Origin of the sequence: Saccharibacillus sacchari DSM 19268 (assembly GCF_000585395.1) — a bacterium.
Taxonomy (GTDB): Bacteria; Bacillota; Bacilli; order Paenibacillales; family Paenibacillaceae; genus Saccharibacillus; species Saccharibacillus sacchari.
The window spans coordinates 3,577,422-3,594,694 of record NZ_KK073875.1; the positions used below are offsets into that span (position 1 = coordinate 3,577,422).

Consider the following 17,273-nt stretch of genomic DNA (forward strand, 5'->3'; position numbering starts at 1 on the left):
CTGCTTAACGAAAAGGAGGCCAATCGTGGCGAAGGGGATCGAACGTGAATCTTTTTTATTGAGCGACGCCCTGTCCATCCTTTCAACCTGCAAAAAAGAAACGGGCGACATCTGGCAGGCTCATTTTGGTGCGGCTGCAATTGGAAGCTATTTTTTTGTGAAAAGCAATCCGTTGGATACGGACTTGCAGCAGCGGATTTTTGTCCAAGCGGAAGAAATGGTTTGTTCCGTATTGAAGAACGACCGCAGCTCCGGCCTGAATAGACACGGACCGATCATGGACTCTTTCGAAGCCGAAGCGATCATTTTAGCAGCATTGGGGCGCACGATCGACGGTCTGCACTGGGTAGGTCATAACGTGATTTACAGTGCGGCAAGCTTATCGGCGATCCGGGAGCTGCGCGGTTGGGGGACGGAAGAACAGATCGCGGGCATCGTCGATTTGATCGATTCGTTCGAAAAAACGATTCCCGGACGTTCCTGGATCGGCTTTAACGCGTCGGAAGTGAAACGTTTCTCTATTATGCCTGAAGATCATTTCCCGATGATCCGTACGCCCGCAGGGCTATCGACTTTCGTCTTGGAAGAACTGTCGTCGTTTCCGGTCATTTACCGCGCCGAAGCGCATCATGACCTGATCGGCCATCTGCTGACTTTTTCGCATGCGCTCAACGTTCTTCACGATCTGGGTTATGCGGATTTTTTCCAGCGCGGCATCGTTCCTTTATTGAAGTTGGCAAAAGCGCTGCGTGCCAGTCGTTCGGTTCCGTCCATGGAGACGATTAAGTTGGTTTCTCCGGTCGATCGCTTGCCTTTGCAACCCGCGAAACGCAGCGAATATTTGCCGGTAGAGAACGAATTTTGGAATACGGATTATGAGAAAATAAACTGGGATTTCGGACATGTTTTCAAATTCACGCATAGTTTCTACGATCATTTGGAACGCGCGAAGTCTCAGAAACCGTCTTACATAGAAGCTTTTCGTTATATCATCGCTCATTAAACCGAAAGAAGTGAAGCGTATGAATGATCAAACATTACAAGCCGTTTTTCTGGATCGCGACGGAACATTGGGCGGCGGCGACGAGATGATTTTGCCGGGAGAATTCGAATGTTACCCGTCCGCGTTGGAGTCGATCGCTTCGCTTCGAGCGGCAGGCAAGCGCATCTACTCGTTTACCAATCAACCTGTGATCGCGCGCGGACAAGCTCGAACGGAACAGTTTGAACAGGAATTGAAAACCTTCGGCTTCGACGGGGTATACGTGTGTCCGCATGAGCACGGAGAAGGATGCGAGTGTCGCAAACCGTCCACAGGCATGTTGCTTCGCGCCGCGAAAGAAAATGGGCTAGATTTGCAGCGGTGCGCCGTGGTCGGAGATCGCTGGACCGATATGATTGCCGCCAAAGAAGCAGGCTGTCTCGGCATTCTGGTTCGGACCGGAGCGGGACAAGCCGAACTTGATCGGTATGAACGGGGCGATTTTTCGGAACGTTGGCAAGAAGCGTATCCTCTGTACGTCGCGGAAGATTTGAACGAAGCTGTTCGCTGGTTATTGGAAAAAGACAGGGAAGAGCGCGGCGCGATCCTCACCGATCCCGACTGGCCGGTATGGGCAACGGAAGTTATCGAAATCAAGCCTGCCGATCCGATCTGGTTAGAAAAAGGAACGCAAGAAGCCGAACATGTGAAAAAGCTGTTGTCCGTTCACCGGATTAGCGAAGTCGAGCATATCGGAAGCACTTCAATCCCCGGTCTTCCCGCGAAACCGATCCTCGATCTGATGGCCCGAATTCCGTCGTACGACGAACTGGACGCCGTAATCGCAGCATTGGCCGCGCATGATTGGCACTATGTACCGCCGGAGTTGGACGGAATCCCTTCCCGGCGCTTTTTCGTCAAAGTAAAAAACGACAAGCGCCAATGCCACCTTCATCTGATGCTGCCAAACGAAGAAAAGTGGGATAAACAGCTTCGGTTTCGGAACATTTTACGGGAACGTCCCGAGCTGATCCAAGAGTATGCCGAGCTGAAAACCAAGTTGGCCGAGCATTACAAAGACGACCGGGAAGCCTACACGCGTGCGAAAACGGAATTCGTGCAGCGGGTGTTGAACGAATAATGAGAGAATAGGAGTCCTAATGATGAAGTTTGATCGCACGATCATTATTTTCGACCTGGAAGCGACTTGCAAGGAAAACGATCGAACCTTTGACAATGAAATCATCGAGATTGGAGCGGTAAAAGTTTCCTCGACGCTTGAGATTACGGATGAGTTTACCACGTTCGTGCAGCCAGTCGCCAATCGGAAGCTGACGTCGTTTTGCACGGAATTGACGACGATCACCCAAGCAGAAGTCGATCAGGCACCGCGTTTCCCTGAAGCTTTTCAAACGTTTCGCGATTGGATCGGGCAAGAACCGTTCCTCCTACTGTCCTGGGGAGCTTACGATCGCAAACAAATCGAGAAAGACTGCACGCGTTGGCGGCTGGATGCGGACTGGGTCTCCCGGCATCATCTCAATCTGAAGCAACTCCATGCGGAGCAGGTGCTCGGCGGCAAAAAGCAGGTCGGCATGAGCAAAGCTTTGAGTTTTGCGGGACTGGAATTGAACGGCACGCATCATCGCGGTATCGACGACGCTCGCAACATTGCGGCTGTTTTCATTCATTATCGAGAAAAATGGGACTTGGAGGGGTTGGTGTAAATGATCGCCGCGATCGAACGTTCCGAAATCGACTATATGACGGACCGCATGTTGGCGATTCAATCCCGTTCCGGTAATCCGGAAGGCATTGAGATCCGCAGCTTTGACGATGCTGTTGCTTTTACCAGCAAGACGATGCCGTGGCCTGCTTTCAATACGGTCAAAGGAGTTACCGATGCCAACCTCGAACATTTAGAAGAGATCCTGGATTTTTATCGGAGCAAAGGATCGAAAGTCCAATTGGAAATTGTCCCGTCTCGGGTAGGACCAGACTTCCTGAGAAGAATGGCGGAGTTGGGTCTGCATCAATCCGGGTTTCACTGTTCGTTGGTAATGACTCCCGAGCAAAGAATGACGGCGGTGTTGGAGCAGGGTTCGAATGTCGAGCGGATTGTGATTCGCAAGCTGGAAGCGGACGAATTCGAATTGTACGCGACCCTGCACTGCCGGGGAACCGGGCTGCCCGACAACGGGATTCCGCACGTCAGAAGCAACAACGAAGTGCTGCATGATCGCGAAGGTTGGAATTTTTTCGTGGCGGAGTTAGACGGAGTACCTGCGGCGACTGCTGTTCTTTTTGAAAAGGATACGCTTGCCTCGCTGACCTTCGCCGCTACGCTCCCGGAATTTCGCAGACAAGGCTTGCAGCGCAAACTGCTGGAGCATCGCGTTACCGAAGCTTTTTCCCGTCTGAATAAGCTGGTCGTCGGTCAATGTGCCTTTTTATCGCAAAGTCACCGCAATATGGAGCAGATCGGCATGAAATTGGGCTATATCCGTACCGCTTGGACGGCATTATAGAGGAAGCTACAGGAGGCAGCGCGCCATGACTATTGTGTACCATGATTACAAAGGTATTTCGCCCGGAGACATCTCAAGCGTTTTTCAAAAGTCCGGAATCAAGCGTCCTTATGAGGATTTGGAGCGATTGGCTCGTATGGTCGAAGGCGCAGATATCGTGATTACGGCCTGGGACGGCGGTAAAATCGTCGGGATCGCCCGAGCGTTGACGGATTATGCGTACTGCTGCTATTTGTCGGATCTGGCCGTCGATATGGATTATCAGCAGAGCGGAATCGGACGAAGGCTGATCGAGGAAGTTCAAGCCCGAATCGGCGAGGAATGCTCGTTGCTGCTGTTATCTGCTCCCGGTGCCGTGGATTATTACCCGAAAGTCGGTTTTGATCGCACAGACAAAGCTTTCGTTATCGCAAGGAAAAAGTAAGCGAATGCCTTGCCAACTCTTAATCAGATAAAAACGAACAGGAGCGTGTCCCCATGAATGAGAGTAGTCAGAACTTGATCGGCCTTCTTCCTGAACTTGAGCCATGTCGGAACCTATTCCGGGCGGCAGCCATGTTGGATGCGATCCTGTCACCCGAGTGGGAGTATCGGTACTATTCCTACAATAGTGCTTGGGATGCGGCAGAGGAAATGGCGTCGATGCGAGATGGAGAAGGCAGTCATTATTTTGCGTTATTCACGCCGAGCGGATTGTATATCAAGGGCTTCGACAGTGAACGGGTAAAGTCAGGCGAGGCCGTGTTGGGTGTAGCCGAGGTTCCGGATGATGTGACGGCGTTCCTGCAAGAGCCTGCTTTTATCAGCGATGAGACCACTTTTTGCATCTGGCGTTTGGTTGGAAAAGAATGGTCGGCGGATAAGTTCTACAGTGCGCAAGATGTGCAATTATTGCGTTTGTTGACGGGCGGCGCATCCTACTATTCGAAATGGGCATCTGATTACTACGAGACCGAGCTTGATCCGCAGGCGGTGCAACGCATCTTCGATTTGGAACCGTTAACACCGGAGTTGTTGGCTCTATTCAATCCGCAATTGAGTCAGGCGCAGGTCGAAGAAGATCGGATTGAGATTGGCTATCCGCGAGCGGGTAGTCAGGTAGGAAGTGACGAATGATCCGCGGTGTTTTGTTCGACTTGGACGGCACGCTGCTTGATCGGGAGCGTTCGCTGCGTGATTTTCTGGATCGGCAGTATGAACGTTTTCCGGTCATGCACAGCGTTTCCAAGGCTCAGTTTGTCGAGCGCTTTTTGCAATTGGACGAGAATGGTTATGTGTGGAAAGACCAAGTGTACACCCGTCTGATCGAGCAATTCGGGTGGTCTTGCGATATGCAAGAATTGCTGAACGATTATCTGCATGCATTTCGCGATCATTGCGTCGGCTTTCCGCATTTGACCGAGATGCTGGATGAGCTAAGAGGCATGGGAGTGAAGCAGGGAATCGTTTCTAACGGCGTTGACGCTTTTCAGCGCCGTAATATCTCAGGACTCGGGATTACGGATCATTTCGACGCGATTCTGGTATCCGAGTCAGAGGGGCTGCGGAAGCCTGATCCCGCCATTTTCATGAGAGCGCTACACCGTCTGAATCTGTCGCCGGAAGAAACGATGTTCGTCGGCGATCATCCGGTTAATGACGTGGAAGCTAGTGTGCGGACGGGATTATTAGGTGTTTGGAAAAAGAATACCATTTATGCGATACCTGAATGTTCTTGCTTGGTGTTAGACGACTTGATGCAGATTCCGGCTTGGGTGAGGGAACGAGATTAAAAGAAAAGAGGTTTTGAAATGAACGTTGAGTTGCGCCTGCTTACGGAAGCAGATGCGAATGTGATTCAATCGGCTTTTGCAGAGCAAGGATGGAATAAACCGGCCGAGCTATATCTACGTTATGTCCAAGAGCAGCAGCAAGGAGCTAGAGTGACAATGGTCGCCGAAGCAGACGGGCGGTTTGCCGGTTACGGAAGCGTGGTGTGGGCATCGGATTATGCTGCGTTTCGTGAAGCTGGCGTGCCGGAAATTAATGATCTGAACGTACTGGTCAAGTATCGGAGACAGGGAGTTGCTTCAAGATTGATGGACGAGGCCGAACGAATCATTGCGGAGCGTTCTTCCGTAGCGGGAATTGGCGTAGGGTTGTTTTCCGATTACGGCAATGCGCAAATTCTTTATGTAAAACGAGGTTACGTACCGGACGGCCGAGGCATTTACGTGGAACCCGGATATGCGAAGTATGGCGATACGATCACGGTGGACGATGACTTGGTGTTGTATCTGACGAAAAGCTTGTGCGAATAGGCGGTAAAGGGAGAGATCGTTATATTCATCGCAGAAGCGCAAAAAGAAAAAAATAGCTTTACCGACAAGTTAAAGTCAGAAATCTGCATAAGCTTATTCATTCCGGGTAAAAGTTAAATAAGACTAAATTTAGGAGGGATGAGAGTTATGACTGAAAAAGGTTGCATCAAATGCGGAAGCACCAGCGCGGAAACGAAAGACGTAGCGATGACGGGAACGGGCTTGTCCAAAATGTTTGACATGCAGCATAACGAGTTTACCGTCGTTTATTGTACGAGCTGCGGATATTCCGAATTTTATAACAAACAGTCTTCGGCCGGATCGAACATTCTGGACTTGTTCTTTGGTTGAGATTCTGTTGGGAATCTTCAAGCTGTCGAGAAAGTCACGTTTGCGTGAGAAGTCACCAGACTCCGAGAAAAATTCGTTAGCGGATGCTTACGAAGTGGCTTTCTCCGAAAGCCTGTAGGTCGCGTGTTGAAATCGAGAAAACTGATTGAACTTTTATTTGTATTTTCCCAATTTCAAAGGCGAACTATAGCATAGGCTTCCGAAGTGCATTTCTTCGAAATGCTTCAGCTCCTTCACTGAATTTTTCCCTCCGCCTGCTGACTTCCAGCTACGTTGGACTTTCTCGACACCTCGATTTTTGACAGGATCTTTTTAATTTATATTGTAGTGATGTAGGAGGAAATATAGATGATCAAAATGTTGAAAAAGCAAAATGACACGCTCTACTACTGGGAAGTTTGGTATGACGAAGATGAGAAGATTTTTACTGTGCATTACGGCGAAGTCGGTGAGCGTGGCGAGCATTTTACGGAAAAGAAAAAACGCGGCGCGGATGTCGAAGCGCATATGGAAAAGCTGTCCCGGCAGCAATCCGAAGCTGGCTATGAGCTGCTGGACGAGGATCTGTTCAAGCCGATCGTCATTCAATACACCGTAGACGGAAGCGATATCGATGCCGATCTCGACAAGCAGGACAAAGTCGAGTCCTTGATGAATGAATGCCTCGGCTGGACGGGCAACGGTTACTGCGACGGTTCCGATTACGGCAGCGGCACGATGAATATTTTCAACTTCACGATTGATCAAGAACTCGCCCTCCAAACCATCCGTGCCGAGTTGGAAGAACACGACCTGCTCGAAGGCAGTATCATTGCTTACATGGAAAACGACCAATACATATCCGCCTATCCAACCCGCGGCGAAGTTTTTAAGCTGATTTAGCAGATAGCCCAAGGAGGTTGTTCCTATGCTTCGGCCGATTACGTTTCAACGAATCCTGATCCTGGTTGCGGCTTGCTTGTCTTTCCTGCTCACGGCATGCACGTCAGAACCTCAAACCCGCACCGTTCCAACGTCCGCCACCGAAAACCCGACCGCAGCCGAATGGCTAAAGTCCGAACCCGACGCCAGCCTGTTCCAATACCAAGATATGATCTACGTAGCCGACTTATCTTGGGTAAACGACCTGGAACTCACCCGCGGCGACCGCCTTACAAGCGTTCTCAGACAAAACAAAGACGCCGCTTCTTTCCAAAACGGCGACGCCAATCAATTAGAAAAGGAAACCCCTATTTACCAAACAAAAGAACAAAAGGACATCCTAATCGCATTCACCCCCAAAGGCGAAATTCGCCTTTTCAAATTAGTCGAAGGCTAATACTTGCCTCAGGGCGATACATGTTTGTGCTTTACTAAATATCTACCTAAGTTCTATATTCTCCTCATCACACAAAGCCCGGATGCACTTCCTCGGGCTAATCGGTCTTGAAGATCCTATTCTAGCGCAGCGGAGGGAGAAATTCAGATTAAGACGCCTTTGAACGCGGAAAGCCATAGGCTTTCTGCGTGAAACAGCGTCTTATAAAGCATTTCGAAGAAATGCGCTTCGGAAGCATATGCTGGAATTTATCCCGTAGCCGCTCTGCAACGAATAGGACCTTCAAGACCCGCCCGGCGAAAATGCAGCCGGCTTCAAAATCCCGATCTCCCATCTCCCGCGCTGCTCGATCCACCCGTTCGCCTCAAACGCGGCCAACTTCCGGCTGATCGTCTCCGGCGTAGTCCCCAGCAACGAAGCCAGATCCCGCCGCGTCATTGGAAGCTTGACGTCCCACGTCGCTTGTTCCTCGGCTTGGCGAGCCAAATATAGTTGCAACCTAGTTTCGGTATCCTCTGCCGTAAAACGCGCCGCTCGCGCTTCCGCTTGCTCCAACCGACTCGATAACTCCTGCAAAATCTTGAGAGAGATATCCGGATAGCGCAGCATCAGCTGTTCCAGATCACGCCGACCGATCCGGCAGACCTCGGTCGTTTCCGTCGCTTCGGCGAAACAATCGTGCATCGACTGATTGAACAGAGCGAATTCACCCGTGAAGCTGCCTTCCCGCAATACTCGGACAAGCTGCTCTTTTCCGTTTTCGGCAAGACGATAGACTCGCAACGCTCCCCGATGAACCATAAAAAGCGAATCCGATACGTCCCCGGCCCGATATAATAACTCGCCTTTGCGCAGCGGAATCGATCGAATGGTCGCAGCGATATCTGTTAATTGATCCGGATGCAAGTGATTGAAGATCGGCACGCGGGCAACGCAAAGTTCATGCCCTTCGAGAGTCTCCGTTATAGGGTGATTACAACTTTGTTCGGACGACATATCTACATCTCCTTTACAACGTCAACTTCGGTTTTTTTCCATTGTACATGTGCAGGCGGCCTTTTGTCCTTGTTCTTGCGGTCATAGCGGGCAAGACGCATGGCATTCAGCACAACCAGCAATACGCTGGCTTCATGGACGAACATTCCGGCTGCGAGATGAATCGTACCCGCCAAAATCCCGATTAACAAAGCCGCCACCGTAACGATTGCGAGCGTTATGTTTTGCCGAATATTGCGTACGGTAGCGCGGGCGAGCGAATAAGCACGCGGAAGCGACTCCAGACGATCGGCCAGTAGTACCACATCGGCAGTTTCCATAGCCGTATTTGTTCCGCCGCCCATGGCCAGACCGATATTCGCAGCCGAGATAGCCGGGGCATCGTTGATGCCGTCTCCCGCCATCGCGACGATTCGGCCTTGTGCTTTTAACTTTTCGATAAAAGCAGCCTTGTCTTCCGGCAACAATTCCGCATGGAATTCGTCAAGACCGAGCCTTGCGGCTACGCGCTCGGCCGTATGCCGATGGTCTCCGGTCAACATGATGAATTTTCGAACCCCCAGGCGTTTCAGTTCGTCCAGTGCAGCAGGAGCGTCACCGCGAATCGGATCGGCAATTGAAAAGAGTCCGGCCAGCCTGCCGTCCACCGCTGCGAAAACTACGGTATGGCCTTCGCGTTCGCGTTTTTCCGCATAAGTCAGCACGGATTCGGACAACGCAACAAGTTCGGTTTGCATCAGCTTTCTGTTCCCGATGGTCAGTTGACGATCTTCGATATGAGCTTGGATGCCGAGTCCCTTATGAATATGCACATTTGCGGGAGGGCTTCCTTTTTCGATCCCGCGCTTTTCCGCCGCTCGAACGATCGCGCGTCCCAGATGATGTTCGGAGGCGATTTCTACAGTAGCGGCAAGACGGAGCAGTTCATTTTGATCGATCCGCTCCAAAGTCTCGATCATCGTCACTTCCGGTTTGCCGAGCGTCAATGTTCCTGTTTTATCGAATACAAAAGTATCGGCTTGAGCTAAGCGATTCATGGCATCTCCGCCTTTGATCAAGACGCCTTTTTGAGCTGCGTTGCCGATCCCGGCTACGCTGGATGCGGGCGCCCCGATCACCAGTGCGCCCGGACAAGCAACCACCAGAAAAGTGATGGCCATATGCAGTTCGCGCGTCCACACATAAACCAGTAGGGCGAACGCGACGGTAGCAGGTGTATAAAAGCGCGCAAAACGATCCAGCAGCTTGGCAGTTTTCGATTTGGCTTCCTGCGCTTCTTCGATCCGTTCGATCATTTTGGCGAATAACGTATCTGCCCCGACCTGTTCGGCCAGCATTTCCGCATAGCCGTTATCCACGAGCGTTCCGCTCAATACCTGATCCCCTACCGTTTTCCCGACAGGAGTCGATTCCCCGGTCAACGCCGCTTCCGCAAAGTCGGCCCGGCCGAATACGATCGTTCCGTCGGCAGGCACTTTTCCGCCGCTTCGCACGATTACGCGTTCACCCGATCGAATATCTTCCGCGGCAACCGTGAAGATACCGCCATCGCGGATCACGTCAGCTTCCAACGGGGCCGATTCGATCAGTTCTTTCAATGCCGAACGCGTCTTGCTTAAGGTACGGAATTCCAAATACTCCCCCAGCAAAAAAAGAAAAGTGACGATAGCCGATTCCCAATACTCCCCGATGATGATCGCGCCGATTATGGCGATCGTTACGAGCAGCTCGATGCTTGGGAGTCTCATTCGAGCGGCTTGAACGGCATGCAGGGCGATAGGAACGGAAGCAATCAGGGTAGCGGTCAGCAGCATGGTTGCTTGCCAGATCTTCAGATCCGCAAAGTGAAAAGCAAAAGCCGCGAGGATCAAACTGCCGGATAAACCGGTCAAACTTCTGCGCTTAGAATCGATCCAGCGAATCATGCAGATCCCGCTCCTTCGCGTACCGTTTGCACCGGATAGCCTAATTTTTCGATGCGTTTCCGCAGCTCTGCCGCGGTAATTTGCAGAAGATCGAAAGAAACTTTGACTTTGCCTGCGTGGAACAAAACGGATGCGGAGTGCACGCCATGTGTTCGAACGAGCATTTTTTCGATTTTTTGGATACAGGACGGACAACTTAAAGGTTGCAGTTGAAATGTAGCTTGATGATCCATCATTGATTCCTCCCAGTCGGTTATGGTTCTATTCTAAGCACTTTTGAAAAAAGAAAAATTGATCAATATCAAGTTTGTATTTTTTGTTGGGAATCTTTGTTTTGCTGTGAAACGAAGATGGATATTATTCCTTTGTCCGAGTATTCTGTTTATAATGAGGGGCATAAGATCATGCCGTCCATTTAAGATAGAAAGGGGAGGACAAGATGAGAGGAACTACACATCCCGGAGCAAAGGTGAATGCAGATGGAACAGACTAGACAACGGCACGGGCTGCGCGGCAGACTGCGTGCGGCAGGTATGCCGAAAACGCGAACAGGGCGCTATTATCGCCGGAGTCTGATTTTAATTCTGCTGATCGTCAGCATACCGGGCTTGGTGACGGGAATCGTAATGCATCAGTTGGTAGTCACGCGGATGGAGCAGGAATTCAATCGCATGCATCAAAGCCAGATCGAGACGAGGGCACGCAATGTGGACGATCAGTTGACCTATCTGGAAATGAGCTTATCGCATTGGGCTTTCGAGCCGAGATTCGGAGAAGCGCTGCGCACGAAAGACTTCGTGTATGATTTCAAAGGTACCGCAGAAATCGTGACTACGCTGTATGTGCTGGAAGGCTCGCATCCGTTGATTCGCTCTGCGCAGCTTTATCTGGATGAACCGAAGTCTATTCTATTCAATCGCGAATATACCGAGCTTACGGATCGGCAGCAGATTAGCCAATATGCGAAGTATCTGAACAGAAGCGGTCATGTGTATTGGACGGACACGGATACCGCGGAACCGTCTGGCGAAACGATCTCTTCGGATCATGATCCTTTGCTGAATGAAGCCGGTGCGCGTGGAAACGAGTCGGAAGATATATCGGACGGTGATGTCCAAAGCGCTCCCGTACTTGTGCATAAGATCCCTGGCGATAGCACCGACCCGTTCGGAACGCTGATTATTACGTTGGATCAAGGGAAAGTGTCTTCTCTATTGAAAACGCTTACTCCTTATGATGAAGGAACGACGTTCCTGATGAATGCCGGAGGCCGCACGCTGGCATCCGGTTCTTTGGAGCTTGCTCCCACGGAGATCACTTTTGAACGACGGCTCAAGCAAGCGATAGCTGATCGCAAAGGGGAGACGGCTTCTTTTCTGCTGCGTTACGGCAGCGAAACGTATTCCGTATCTTATGGACCGATGAGTCGGGTAGATTCGGACTGGACGTACGTTTCCGCTGCGCCGATGTCTTCGGTCACGGCTCCACTCAAGCAAGTTTCCACGTTTATTGTATTGCTTAGCGGTGCTGGACTTCTGCTCGGGTTGGTCTTGTCCTGGTATGCTTCGCGTCGGATCTATTCGCCTGTTGCGCGTATGCTAGGCTTGTTGGTTCCTTCGCGTAGCGACAATCATTCGGCTCCCCATCTTTCGCAGCGTGCGACTCGTCTGGATGAATTCGAACTTTTGGAAAGTCAGTGGCAGGAGCTGACCACGCAGCGCCTGTCCGCTCACCGCCAGTTGGAGGAACAGTTGCCGCAGCTGCGAGAAAGCTTCATGCTGCAACTGATCCGGGGCCATCTGTACGCCTACGACGAAACAGGATTAAGACGGAAAATGCAGGGATTGGGCTTTCATACGGAAGAACGCCAATTTTTGCTGCTGGAAATGGCGTTTACCGGACATGCACGCATGGAAGGTCGATTCGGTAGCCAAGACACGGGACTTATGACGTTTGCGGCTGCCAATATGATCGAAGAAATGGCGCGTGAGTATCCGGATTTCGAGCAGATCGGCGTAGCGAATTTTCACGATCTGTCTGCTGCTTTACTGATTGTCGCTCCCCAAGCTGCCGATCTGAAAAGTCATGCCCTTCTATGGGGCGAAGAGCTGCTGGAGGCGATCGGGCGCGTATTGAAAATGAACGTGACGCTGGTGATCGGTCGGTCGGTTACGGCGGTGAAGGAGCTCCCGGGGATTTTTGCGGAAATGGAACGGCTTGTTGCTTACCGCAGCATCGAACCCGGGAGTCAATTGCTTGATTTGGAGGATCAGAGCTGCTTCTATCGAACGCGGGAAGCCGCTTATCCGCTGGGACTGGAAAACGAGTTGATTCAGGCGATCCGGCGCGGACGTTCCGCGGAAGCGGAGCACGGATTGGAACGTTTTATGGCCGAAGCGACGCGTACGGGCGGAACCGAATTCCAGCTTCAGCAGATCATGCTCCAATTGCTCGGCAGTATTCAACATACGATGCTTCAGACCGGGGCGGCGCCGTATCGGCTATTCGGAGACGGGAACCGCTACGAGAAATTGTCTTCAATCCGCGAGCCGGAAGAAATGAAAAAGTGGATGATGCAGCAGGTGATTAGCCCTTATGCCGAAGAGATTCAATCAAGGGAAGAGGAACCGATGCGTCGAGTCGTGGACTCGGTCATAGAAGAGATTCGACGGAATTACAAATTGGATATCTCGCTCGAAAGTTGTGCCGAATCCCGGCAAGTGACGCCGTATGCGCTGAGCAAGGCGTTCAAGCAGGAAGCCGGAGTGAACTTCATCGATTATTTGACGCGGGTTCGCATGGATGAAGCCAAAAGACTGCTGCGCGAAACGACGATGAAAATCAACGATATCGCCATCGAGGTGGGGTATCAGCCGAGCTACTTCAATCGTATTTTCAAAAAAAGAGAAGAAACAACGCCGAGCCAGTATCGGGAACGGTGGTCGTACGAGCCTTAGAATAGGACGGGCCTGCAAAAATGTTCAAGTTTATCGTTAAAAAGATTGGACATTTTTGCGCGAAAACACGTCGAATCCTTACTGCATAAGGCTTTACTGGACGATGCAAAAAATGAAGATTGCCGGAAAATCCCCTCCCCGGTAAGTTGGAAACAAGCAAATGATAGCGCTTACAAAAATGAAGGAGGGGAGAGACCGATGAACGGAAGAAATCGTTCCGCCGCGGCACTTCAAGCAGATGGATCAGTCATGAGCGGCAAAAAGAAAGAGGCGCGATGGAAAAAAGAACTTAGGCGCAACAAATGGTTGTACGTTCTGGTTGCGCCGGGATTTCTCTATTTTGCGGTATTCAAGCTGCTGCCGATGTGGGGAATTGTGATCGCGTTTCAAGATTATCAGCCTTTTCTGGGGATACGGGGTTCGGATTGGGTCGGCTTTGATAACTTCACGACCTTTTTCTCCAATCCGGATTTTTTCCGGCTGATGCGCAATACGCTGGTGTTGGCGATTTATGATTTGGTATTCTTTTTCCCCGCACCGATCTTGATCGCTTTGCTGCTCAACGAAGTTCGGTTCCGTTGGTTCAAACGAACCGTGCAGACGCTGGTGTACGTGCCGCACTTTGTCTCGATGGTCATTATCGCCAGTATCACCTATGTCTTTCTCACTCCGCAGGGCGGCGTATTGTACGAGATGATCGCTTGGATCACCGGGCGGCCGGTCGACGTGTTAGCGAATCCCGATACGTTCCGGCCGCTGATTATCGGGCAGATGATGTGGAAAGAAATGGGCTGGGGGACGATCATTTTCCTGGCGGCGCTTGCCGGGGTCGATACGGAGCAGTATGAAGCGGCTGTCGTGGACGGAGCGGGACGGATGCGCCGGATGTGGCATGTGACGCTGCCGGCGATTCGCGCGACGATCGTCATCCTGTTGATTTTGCGATTGGGGAATTTTCTCGATACCGGGTTTGAGCAGATTTATTTGATGACGAACTCGTTGAACCGGGATGTGGCTGATGTGTTCGACACGTACGTGTATACGGTCGGGATTACGCAAGGGGCGTTTAGTTACAGTACGGCGGTAGGCTTATTCAAATCGCTGGTGGGAATTGTGTTGGTGTTGGGGAGCAATCATATCGCGAAAAGATTCGGACACTCGGGAATTTACTGACTGCCTTGAAGATCCTGTTCGTGGGGGGAAGCTCGGGCGCTGCGGGAGAAATTGCCAGCATAGGCTTCCGAAGTGCATTTCTTCGAAATGCTTCACAAGACGCTGTCTCACTCGGAAAATGGATTGAATTTAAATAAGGAATTTTCCGAGTTCAAAGGCGTCTTTCACTGAATTTCTACCTCCGCGTGGCGCTTGCCCGGAAAAGGATCTTCAACAGTACGTAAATTCGCTCGTTATGTAAGGGGAAGAAAGAAAGGGAAGAAAAGCAAACAAGAAAGCAGGCAAAAAGGAGGGGAAGCTCGTGAACAGTAAGCTGTTCAATACGCCCGGGGGGCGGGTGTTTGATGTATTTAATGTGGTGGTGTTGGGGTTGTTGGGGATTTTGACGGTGCTGCCGTTCCTGTATATCGTGGGCAATTCGTTCGCGACGGAGGCGGAGATTACGGGGAGGAGTTTTTTCCTGATTCCTCGGGAGTTTTCGCTGAGTGCGTATGAGTATATCTTTTCGTCTTCGACCATTTTTCGGAGTATCGGGGTTTCGATTTTCGTGACGGTGGCGGGGACGTTTATCAATTTGTTTTTTACGATGACGATGGCTTATCCGTTGTCGCGCAGCGATTTTTGGGGACGGAGCACGTTGATGAACATCGTCATTTTCTCGATGCTGTTCAGCGGGGGGATGATTCCGACGTATTTGGTGGTGCGGAGTCTGGGGTTGATCGACTCGTATTGGGCGCTCATGCTGCCGGGGGCGATCAGCGCGTTTAACCTCATCGTCGTCAAAAACTTTTTCCAGCAGATGCCTGCCGGATTGGAGGAAGCGGCGCGGATCGACGGGTGTACGGATCTGGGCGTGCTATGGAGGATCGTGCTGCCGTTGTCGAAGCCGGTGATCGCGACGTTTGCTCTTTTTTACGCGGTGGGGCATTGGAATAATTTCTTCTCGGCGCTGCTGTATATCAACGATAGCGACAAATGGCCGCTTCAGATCATGCTGAGGCAGATCGTATTGTTGTCGCAAGGGACGGTCGGCGATATGGCGAACATGGACCCGAATTTCGTGCAGCCGCCGGAGCAGTCGATCAAGATGGCCGTTATTGTCGTCGGTACGATTCCGATTTTGCTGGTGTATCCGTTTTTGCAAAAGCATTTTGCGAAGGGCGTCATGTTGGGCTCGATCAAAGGCTAAAGCCGAGGAGGAGAACAAATGCATATGGGACAACGTAAACATTGGAAAAAAGCAGTACAGGTGGCGGGCGCTTCGCTGCTGACGGTGGCGATGCTGGCAGGGTGTTCGAACTCGAATTCAGGTACGGAAGCGGGCGGCGACACGGCAGAAGCAGCGGGAGCGGACAAAGGAAAGCTGTCGATCATGCTGCCGAACTTCGAAGCGGAAAACCCGCCGGAGAACAGCCCCGTTATTTTGAAACTGGAAGAACTGACGAACACGGACGTGGATCTGCAATGGGTGCCGAGCAGCTCGTATGACGACAAATTCAATATCACGCTCGCTTCGGGCAAACTGCCGGACCTGATGGTCGTGTTGGGCAAATCGCCGAGTTTTATCAATGCCGCGCGGGCCGGGGCGTTCTGGGAACTGGACGCGTACCTCGCCGATTATCCGAATTTGAACGCCATGAACGAGATCGTGCGCAACAACGCCTCGATCGACGGCAAAACGTACGGCATTTACCGGGCGCGCGAATTGGGTCGTAACGGAGTCACCATACGCAAGGATTGGCTGGAAAATCTGGGGCTGGATGATCCGAAAACGCTGGATGAATTCTACGAAGTGCTGCGCGCGTTCACGTTCGACGATCCGGACGGCAACGGCAAAGACGATACGTACGGATTGGTCGCCAGCAAATTCAACGGCCCGTGGGATAATATGCAAATTTGGTTCGGCGCGCCGAACAAATGGGAAGAAAACGCGGAAGGCAAGCTCGTTCCGGCACACGAAACGGAGGCGTACATGGAGGCGCTGCGTTTCTTCCGTAAGCTGTACGAGGAAGGTCTGGTCAACAAAGACTTTGCCGTCATGGACGCGACCAAGCTGCCCGATCCGTTCGTCAACGGTCAAGCCGGCGTCATGATCGACGTCGCGGACAACGCGCAGCGCATGGATCAGAAGATTTTGGAAAAAGACCCGAATGCCACGGACCGCGTCGACGTGTTGCAAGCGATGGAAGGCCCGGACGGACTGCGCGATATGCCGACTTCCGGCTACTCCGGTCTAATTGCCGTTTCGAAAAGCAGCGTAAAAACGGAAGACGAGTTGAAAAAGGTACTGAGCTTCCTTGACCAGTTGAACGAAGCCGAACTGCAAGATTTGCTTTATAACGGCATCGAAGGACAACAGTACGAGAAAAAAGGCGAGTATATCGTACCGACGACAGACAAACTGCTGCTTCGCGACCTGACAGGTCTCAACCAGATCTTGATGTTCGTGCCGGAAAACCGTTACCTGCCGATCGAAACGACCCCGGTGCGCGAAAAAGTAGCCGAAGTGCAGATCGCCAATCGCGACATTGTCATTCCCAATCCGGGCGAGCCGCTGATCTCGGACGTGTACGCGAAAAAAGGTCCGCAGCTCGACAATATCATTAACGACGCGCGCACCAAGTTCATTGTCGGACAAATGGACGAAGCCGGATTCCAACAGGCGATCCAATTATGGAAAACGAGCGGAGGCGATGAGTATGTGCAAGAGATTAATGAGCTGTACGCCGCGTTAAAAGAATGA

Annotated in this window: 18 protein-coding genes; 15 read left to right on the forward strand and 3 right to left on the reverse strand. The window is 51.5% G+C overall.

All coding sequences use genetic code 11. From position 1 onward, the window contains the following. Positions 1-25: 25 nt before the first annotated feature. The 11 genes from SACSAC_RS15405 to SACSAC_RS15460 all read left to right on the forward strand — a co-directional run bounded on the left by SACSAC_RS15405 (position 26) and on the right by SACSAC_RS15460 (position 7,479). A complete protein-coding gene (locus SACSAC_RS15405) occupies positions 26-1,003 on the forward strand; it encodes a hypothetical protein (protein ID WP_425414815.1) in 978 nt (325 codons plus the stop codon). A 19-nt stretch (positions 1,004-1,022) separates the two neighbouring features. Continuing rightward, on the forward strand, positions 1,023-2,123 hold the full coding sequence (locus SACSAC_RS28790) for an HAD-IIIA family hydrolase (protein ID WP_425414816.1): 1,101 nt from the start codon (positions 1,023-1,025) through the stop codon (positions 2,121-2,123). A 19-nt stretch (positions 2,124-2,142) separates the two neighbouring features. Continuing rightward, the gene (locus SACSAC_RS28020) at positions 2,143-2,709 is read left to right on the forward strand and encodes a 3'-5' exonuclease (protein ID WP_037287903.1); all 567 of its coding nucleotides are present in this window, start codon (positions 2,143-2,145) and stop codon (positions 2,707-2,709) included. After that, positions 2,710-3,510, forward strand: a complete 801-nt coding sequence (locus SACSAC_RS28025; protein ID WP_037287904.1) for a GNAT family N-acetyltransferase — start codon at positions 2,710-2,712, stop codon at positions 3,508-3,510. A 25-nt stretch (positions 3,511-3,535) separates the two neighbouring features. Continuing rightward, positions 3,536-3,934: a GNAT family N-acetyltransferase gene (locus SACSAC_RS15430; protein ID WP_037287905.1), complete on the forward strand. Its 399-nt coding sequence runs from the start codon at positions 3,536-3,538 to the stop codon at positions 3,932-3,934. Positions 3,935-3,987: 53 nt separating this feature from the next. Continuing rightward, positions 3,988-4,626, forward strand: coding sequence for a hypothetical protein (locus SACSAC_RS15435; RefSeq protein ID WP_037287906.1), 639 nt, complete (start codon positions 3,988-3,990; stop codon positions 4,624-4,626). Next, on the forward strand, positions 4,623-5,282 hold the full coding sequence (locus SACSAC_RS15440; protein WP_037287907.1) for an HAD family hydrolase: 660 nt from the start codon (positions 4,623-4,625) through the stop codon (positions 5,280-5,282). The genes SACSAC_RS15435 and SACSAC_RS15440 overlap by 4 nt, the downstream gene beginning before the upstream one ends. Before the next feature lie 18 nt (positions 5,283-5,300). After that, a complete protein-coding gene (locus tag SACSAC_RS15445; protein ID WP_037287908.1) occupies positions 5,301-5,810 on the forward strand; it encodes a GNAT family N-acetyltransferase in 510 nt (169 codons plus the stop codon). Positions 5,811-5,957: 147 nt separating this feature from the next. Beyond that, positions 5,958-6,161, forward strand: a complete 204-nt coding sequence (locus tag SACSAC_RS15450; RefSeq protein ID WP_037287909.1) for a zinc ribbon domain-containing protein — start codon at positions 5,958-5,960, stop codon at positions 6,159-6,161. A gap of 348 nt (positions 6,162-6,509) precedes the next feature. Then, positions 6,510-7,043: a hypothetical protein gene (locus SACSAC_RS15455; protein ID WP_037287910.1), complete on the forward strand. Its 534-nt coding sequence runs from the start codon at positions 6,510-6,512 to the stop codon at positions 7,041-7,043. A gap of 25 nt (positions 7,044-7,068) precedes the next feature. Continuing rightward, complete coding sequence (locus tag SACSAC_RS15460) at positions 7,069-7,479, forward strand: hypothetical protein (protein ID WP_037287911.1); 411 nt, start codon at positions 7,069-7,071, stop codon at positions 7,477-7,479. Between the two features lie 282 nt (positions 7,480-7,761). On the opposite strand, the gene SACSAC_RS15465 is transcribed toward SACSAC_RS15460, so the two are convergent. Genes SACSAC_RS15465 through SACSAC_RS15475 form a run of 3 tightly spaced genes read right to left on the reverse strand, consistent with a single transcriptional unit; the run spans position 7,762 to position 10,636 of the window. Continuing rightward, positions 7,762-8,475 carry a Crp/Fnr family transcriptional regulator gene (locus tag SACSAC_RS15465; protein WP_051507158.1) on the reverse strand — a complete coding sequence of 238 codons (714 nt, stop codon included), beginning with the start codon at positions 8,473-8,475 and terminating at the stop codon, positions 7,762-7,764. Between the two features lie 2 nt (positions 8,476-8,477). Continuing rightward, positions 8,478-10,400 (reverse strand): heavy metal translocating P-type ATPase, encoded by a 1,923-nt coding sequence (locus SACSAC_RS15470; RefSeq protein WP_037287912.1) that lies wholly within the window; start codon positions 10,398-10,400, stop codon positions 8,478-8,480. Continuing rightward, positions 10,397-10,636, reverse strand: a complete 240-nt coding sequence (locus tag SACSAC_RS15475) for a heavy-metal-associated domain-containing protein (protein WP_245608649.1) — start codon at positions 10,634-10,636, stop codon at positions 10,397-10,399. The genes SACSAC_RS15470 and SACSAC_RS15475 overlap by 4 nt, the downstream gene beginning before the upstream one ends. A gap of 243 nt (positions 10,637-10,879) precedes the next feature. On the opposite strand from SACSAC_RS15475, the gene SACSAC_RS15480 reads away from it, so the two are divergent. The 4 genes from SACSAC_RS15480 (at position 10,880) to SACSAC_RS15495 (ending at position 17,273) form a co-directional block, all read left to right on the forward strand. Then, positions 10,880-13,357: an AraC family transcriptional regulator gene (locus SACSAC_RS15480; protein WP_037287916.1), complete on the forward strand. Its 2,478-nt coding sequence runs from the start codon at positions 10,880-10,882 to the stop codon at positions 13,355-13,357. 249 nt (positions 13,358-13,606) lie between these two features. Further along, entirely contained in the window at positions 13,607-14,530 is a 924-nt protein-coding gene (locus SACSAC_RS15485) for an ABC transporter permease (protein WP_051507520.1), read from the forward strand. A gap of 301 nt (positions 14,531-14,831) precedes the next feature. Continuing rightward, positions 14,832-15,719 (forward strand): carbohydrate ABC transporter permease, encoded by an 888-nt coding sequence (locus tag SACSAC_RS15490; protein WP_037287919.1) that lies wholly within the window; start codon positions 14,832-14,834, stop codon positions 15,717-15,719. Between the two features lie 24 nt (positions 15,720-15,743). Further along, complete coding sequence (locus SACSAC_RS15495) at positions 15,744-17,273, forward strand: extracellular solute-binding protein (protein WP_156951135.1); 1,530 nt, start codon at positions 15,744-15,746, stop codon at positions 17,271-17,273.

Coding starts and splice junctions, on each gene's coding strand:
- SACSAC_RS15455 (WP_037287910.1), top strand. CDS start 6,510: ATGATCAAAATGTTGAAAAAGCAAAATGACACGCTCTACTACTGGGAA.
- SACSAC_RS15475 (WP_245608649.1), bottom strand. CDS start 10,636: ATGATGGATCATCAAGCTACATTTCAACTGCAACCTTTAAGTTGTCCG.
- SACSAC_RS15440 (WP_037287907.1), top strand. CDS start 4,623: ATGATCCGCGGTGTTTTGTTCGACTTGGACGGCACGCTGCTTGATCGG.
- SACSAC_RS28020 (WP_037287903.1), top strand. CDS start 2,143: ATGATGAAGTTTGATCGCACGATCATTATTTTCGACCTGGAAGCGACT.
- SACSAC_RS15480 (WP_037287916.1), top strand. CDS start 10,880: ATGGAACAGACTAGACAACGGCACGGGCTGCGCGGCAGACTGCGTGCG.
- SACSAC_RS15445 (WP_037287908.1), top strand. CDS start 5,301: ATGAACGTTGAGTTGCGCCTGCTTACGGAAGCAGATGCGAATGTGATT.
- SACSAC_RS15460 (WP_037287911.1), top strand. CDS start 7,069: ATGCTTCGGCCGATTACGTTTCAACGAATCCTGATCCTGGTTGCGGCT.
- SACSAC_RS28025 (WP_037287904.1), top strand. CDS start 2,710: ATGATCGCCGCGATCGAACGTTCCGAAATCGACTATATGACGGACCGC.
- SACSAC_RS15435 (WP_037287906.1), top strand. CDS start 3,988: ATGAATGAGAGTAGTCAGAACTTGATCGGCCTTCTTCCTGAACTTGAG.
- SACSAC_RS15465 (WP_051507158.1), bottom strand. CDS start 8,475: ATGTCGTCCGAACAAAGTTGTAATCACCCTATAACGGAGACTCTCGAA.
- SACSAC_RS15450 (WP_037287909.1), top strand. CDS start 5,958: ATGACTGAAAAAGGTTGCATCAAATGCGGAAGCACCAGCGCGGAAACG.
- SACSAC_RS15430 (WP_037287905.1), top strand. CDS start 3,536: ATGACTATTGTGTACCATGATTACAAAGGTATTTCGCCCGGAGACATC.
- SACSAC_RS28790 (WP_425414816.1), top strand. CDS start 1,023: ATGAATGATCAAACATTACAAGCCGTTTTTCTGGATCGCGACGGAACA.
- SACSAC_RS15495 (WP_156951135.1), top strand. CDS start 15,744: ATGGGACAACGTAAACATTGGAAAAAAGCAGTACAGGTGGCGGGCGCT.
- SACSAC_RS15485 (WP_051507520.1), top strand. CDS start 13,607: ATGAGCGGCAAAAAGAAAGAGGCGCGATGGAAAAAAGAACTTAGGCGC.
- SACSAC_RS15470 (WP_037287912.1), bottom strand. CDS start 10,400: ATGATTCGCTGGATCGATTCTAAGCGCAGAAGTTTGACCGGTTTATCC.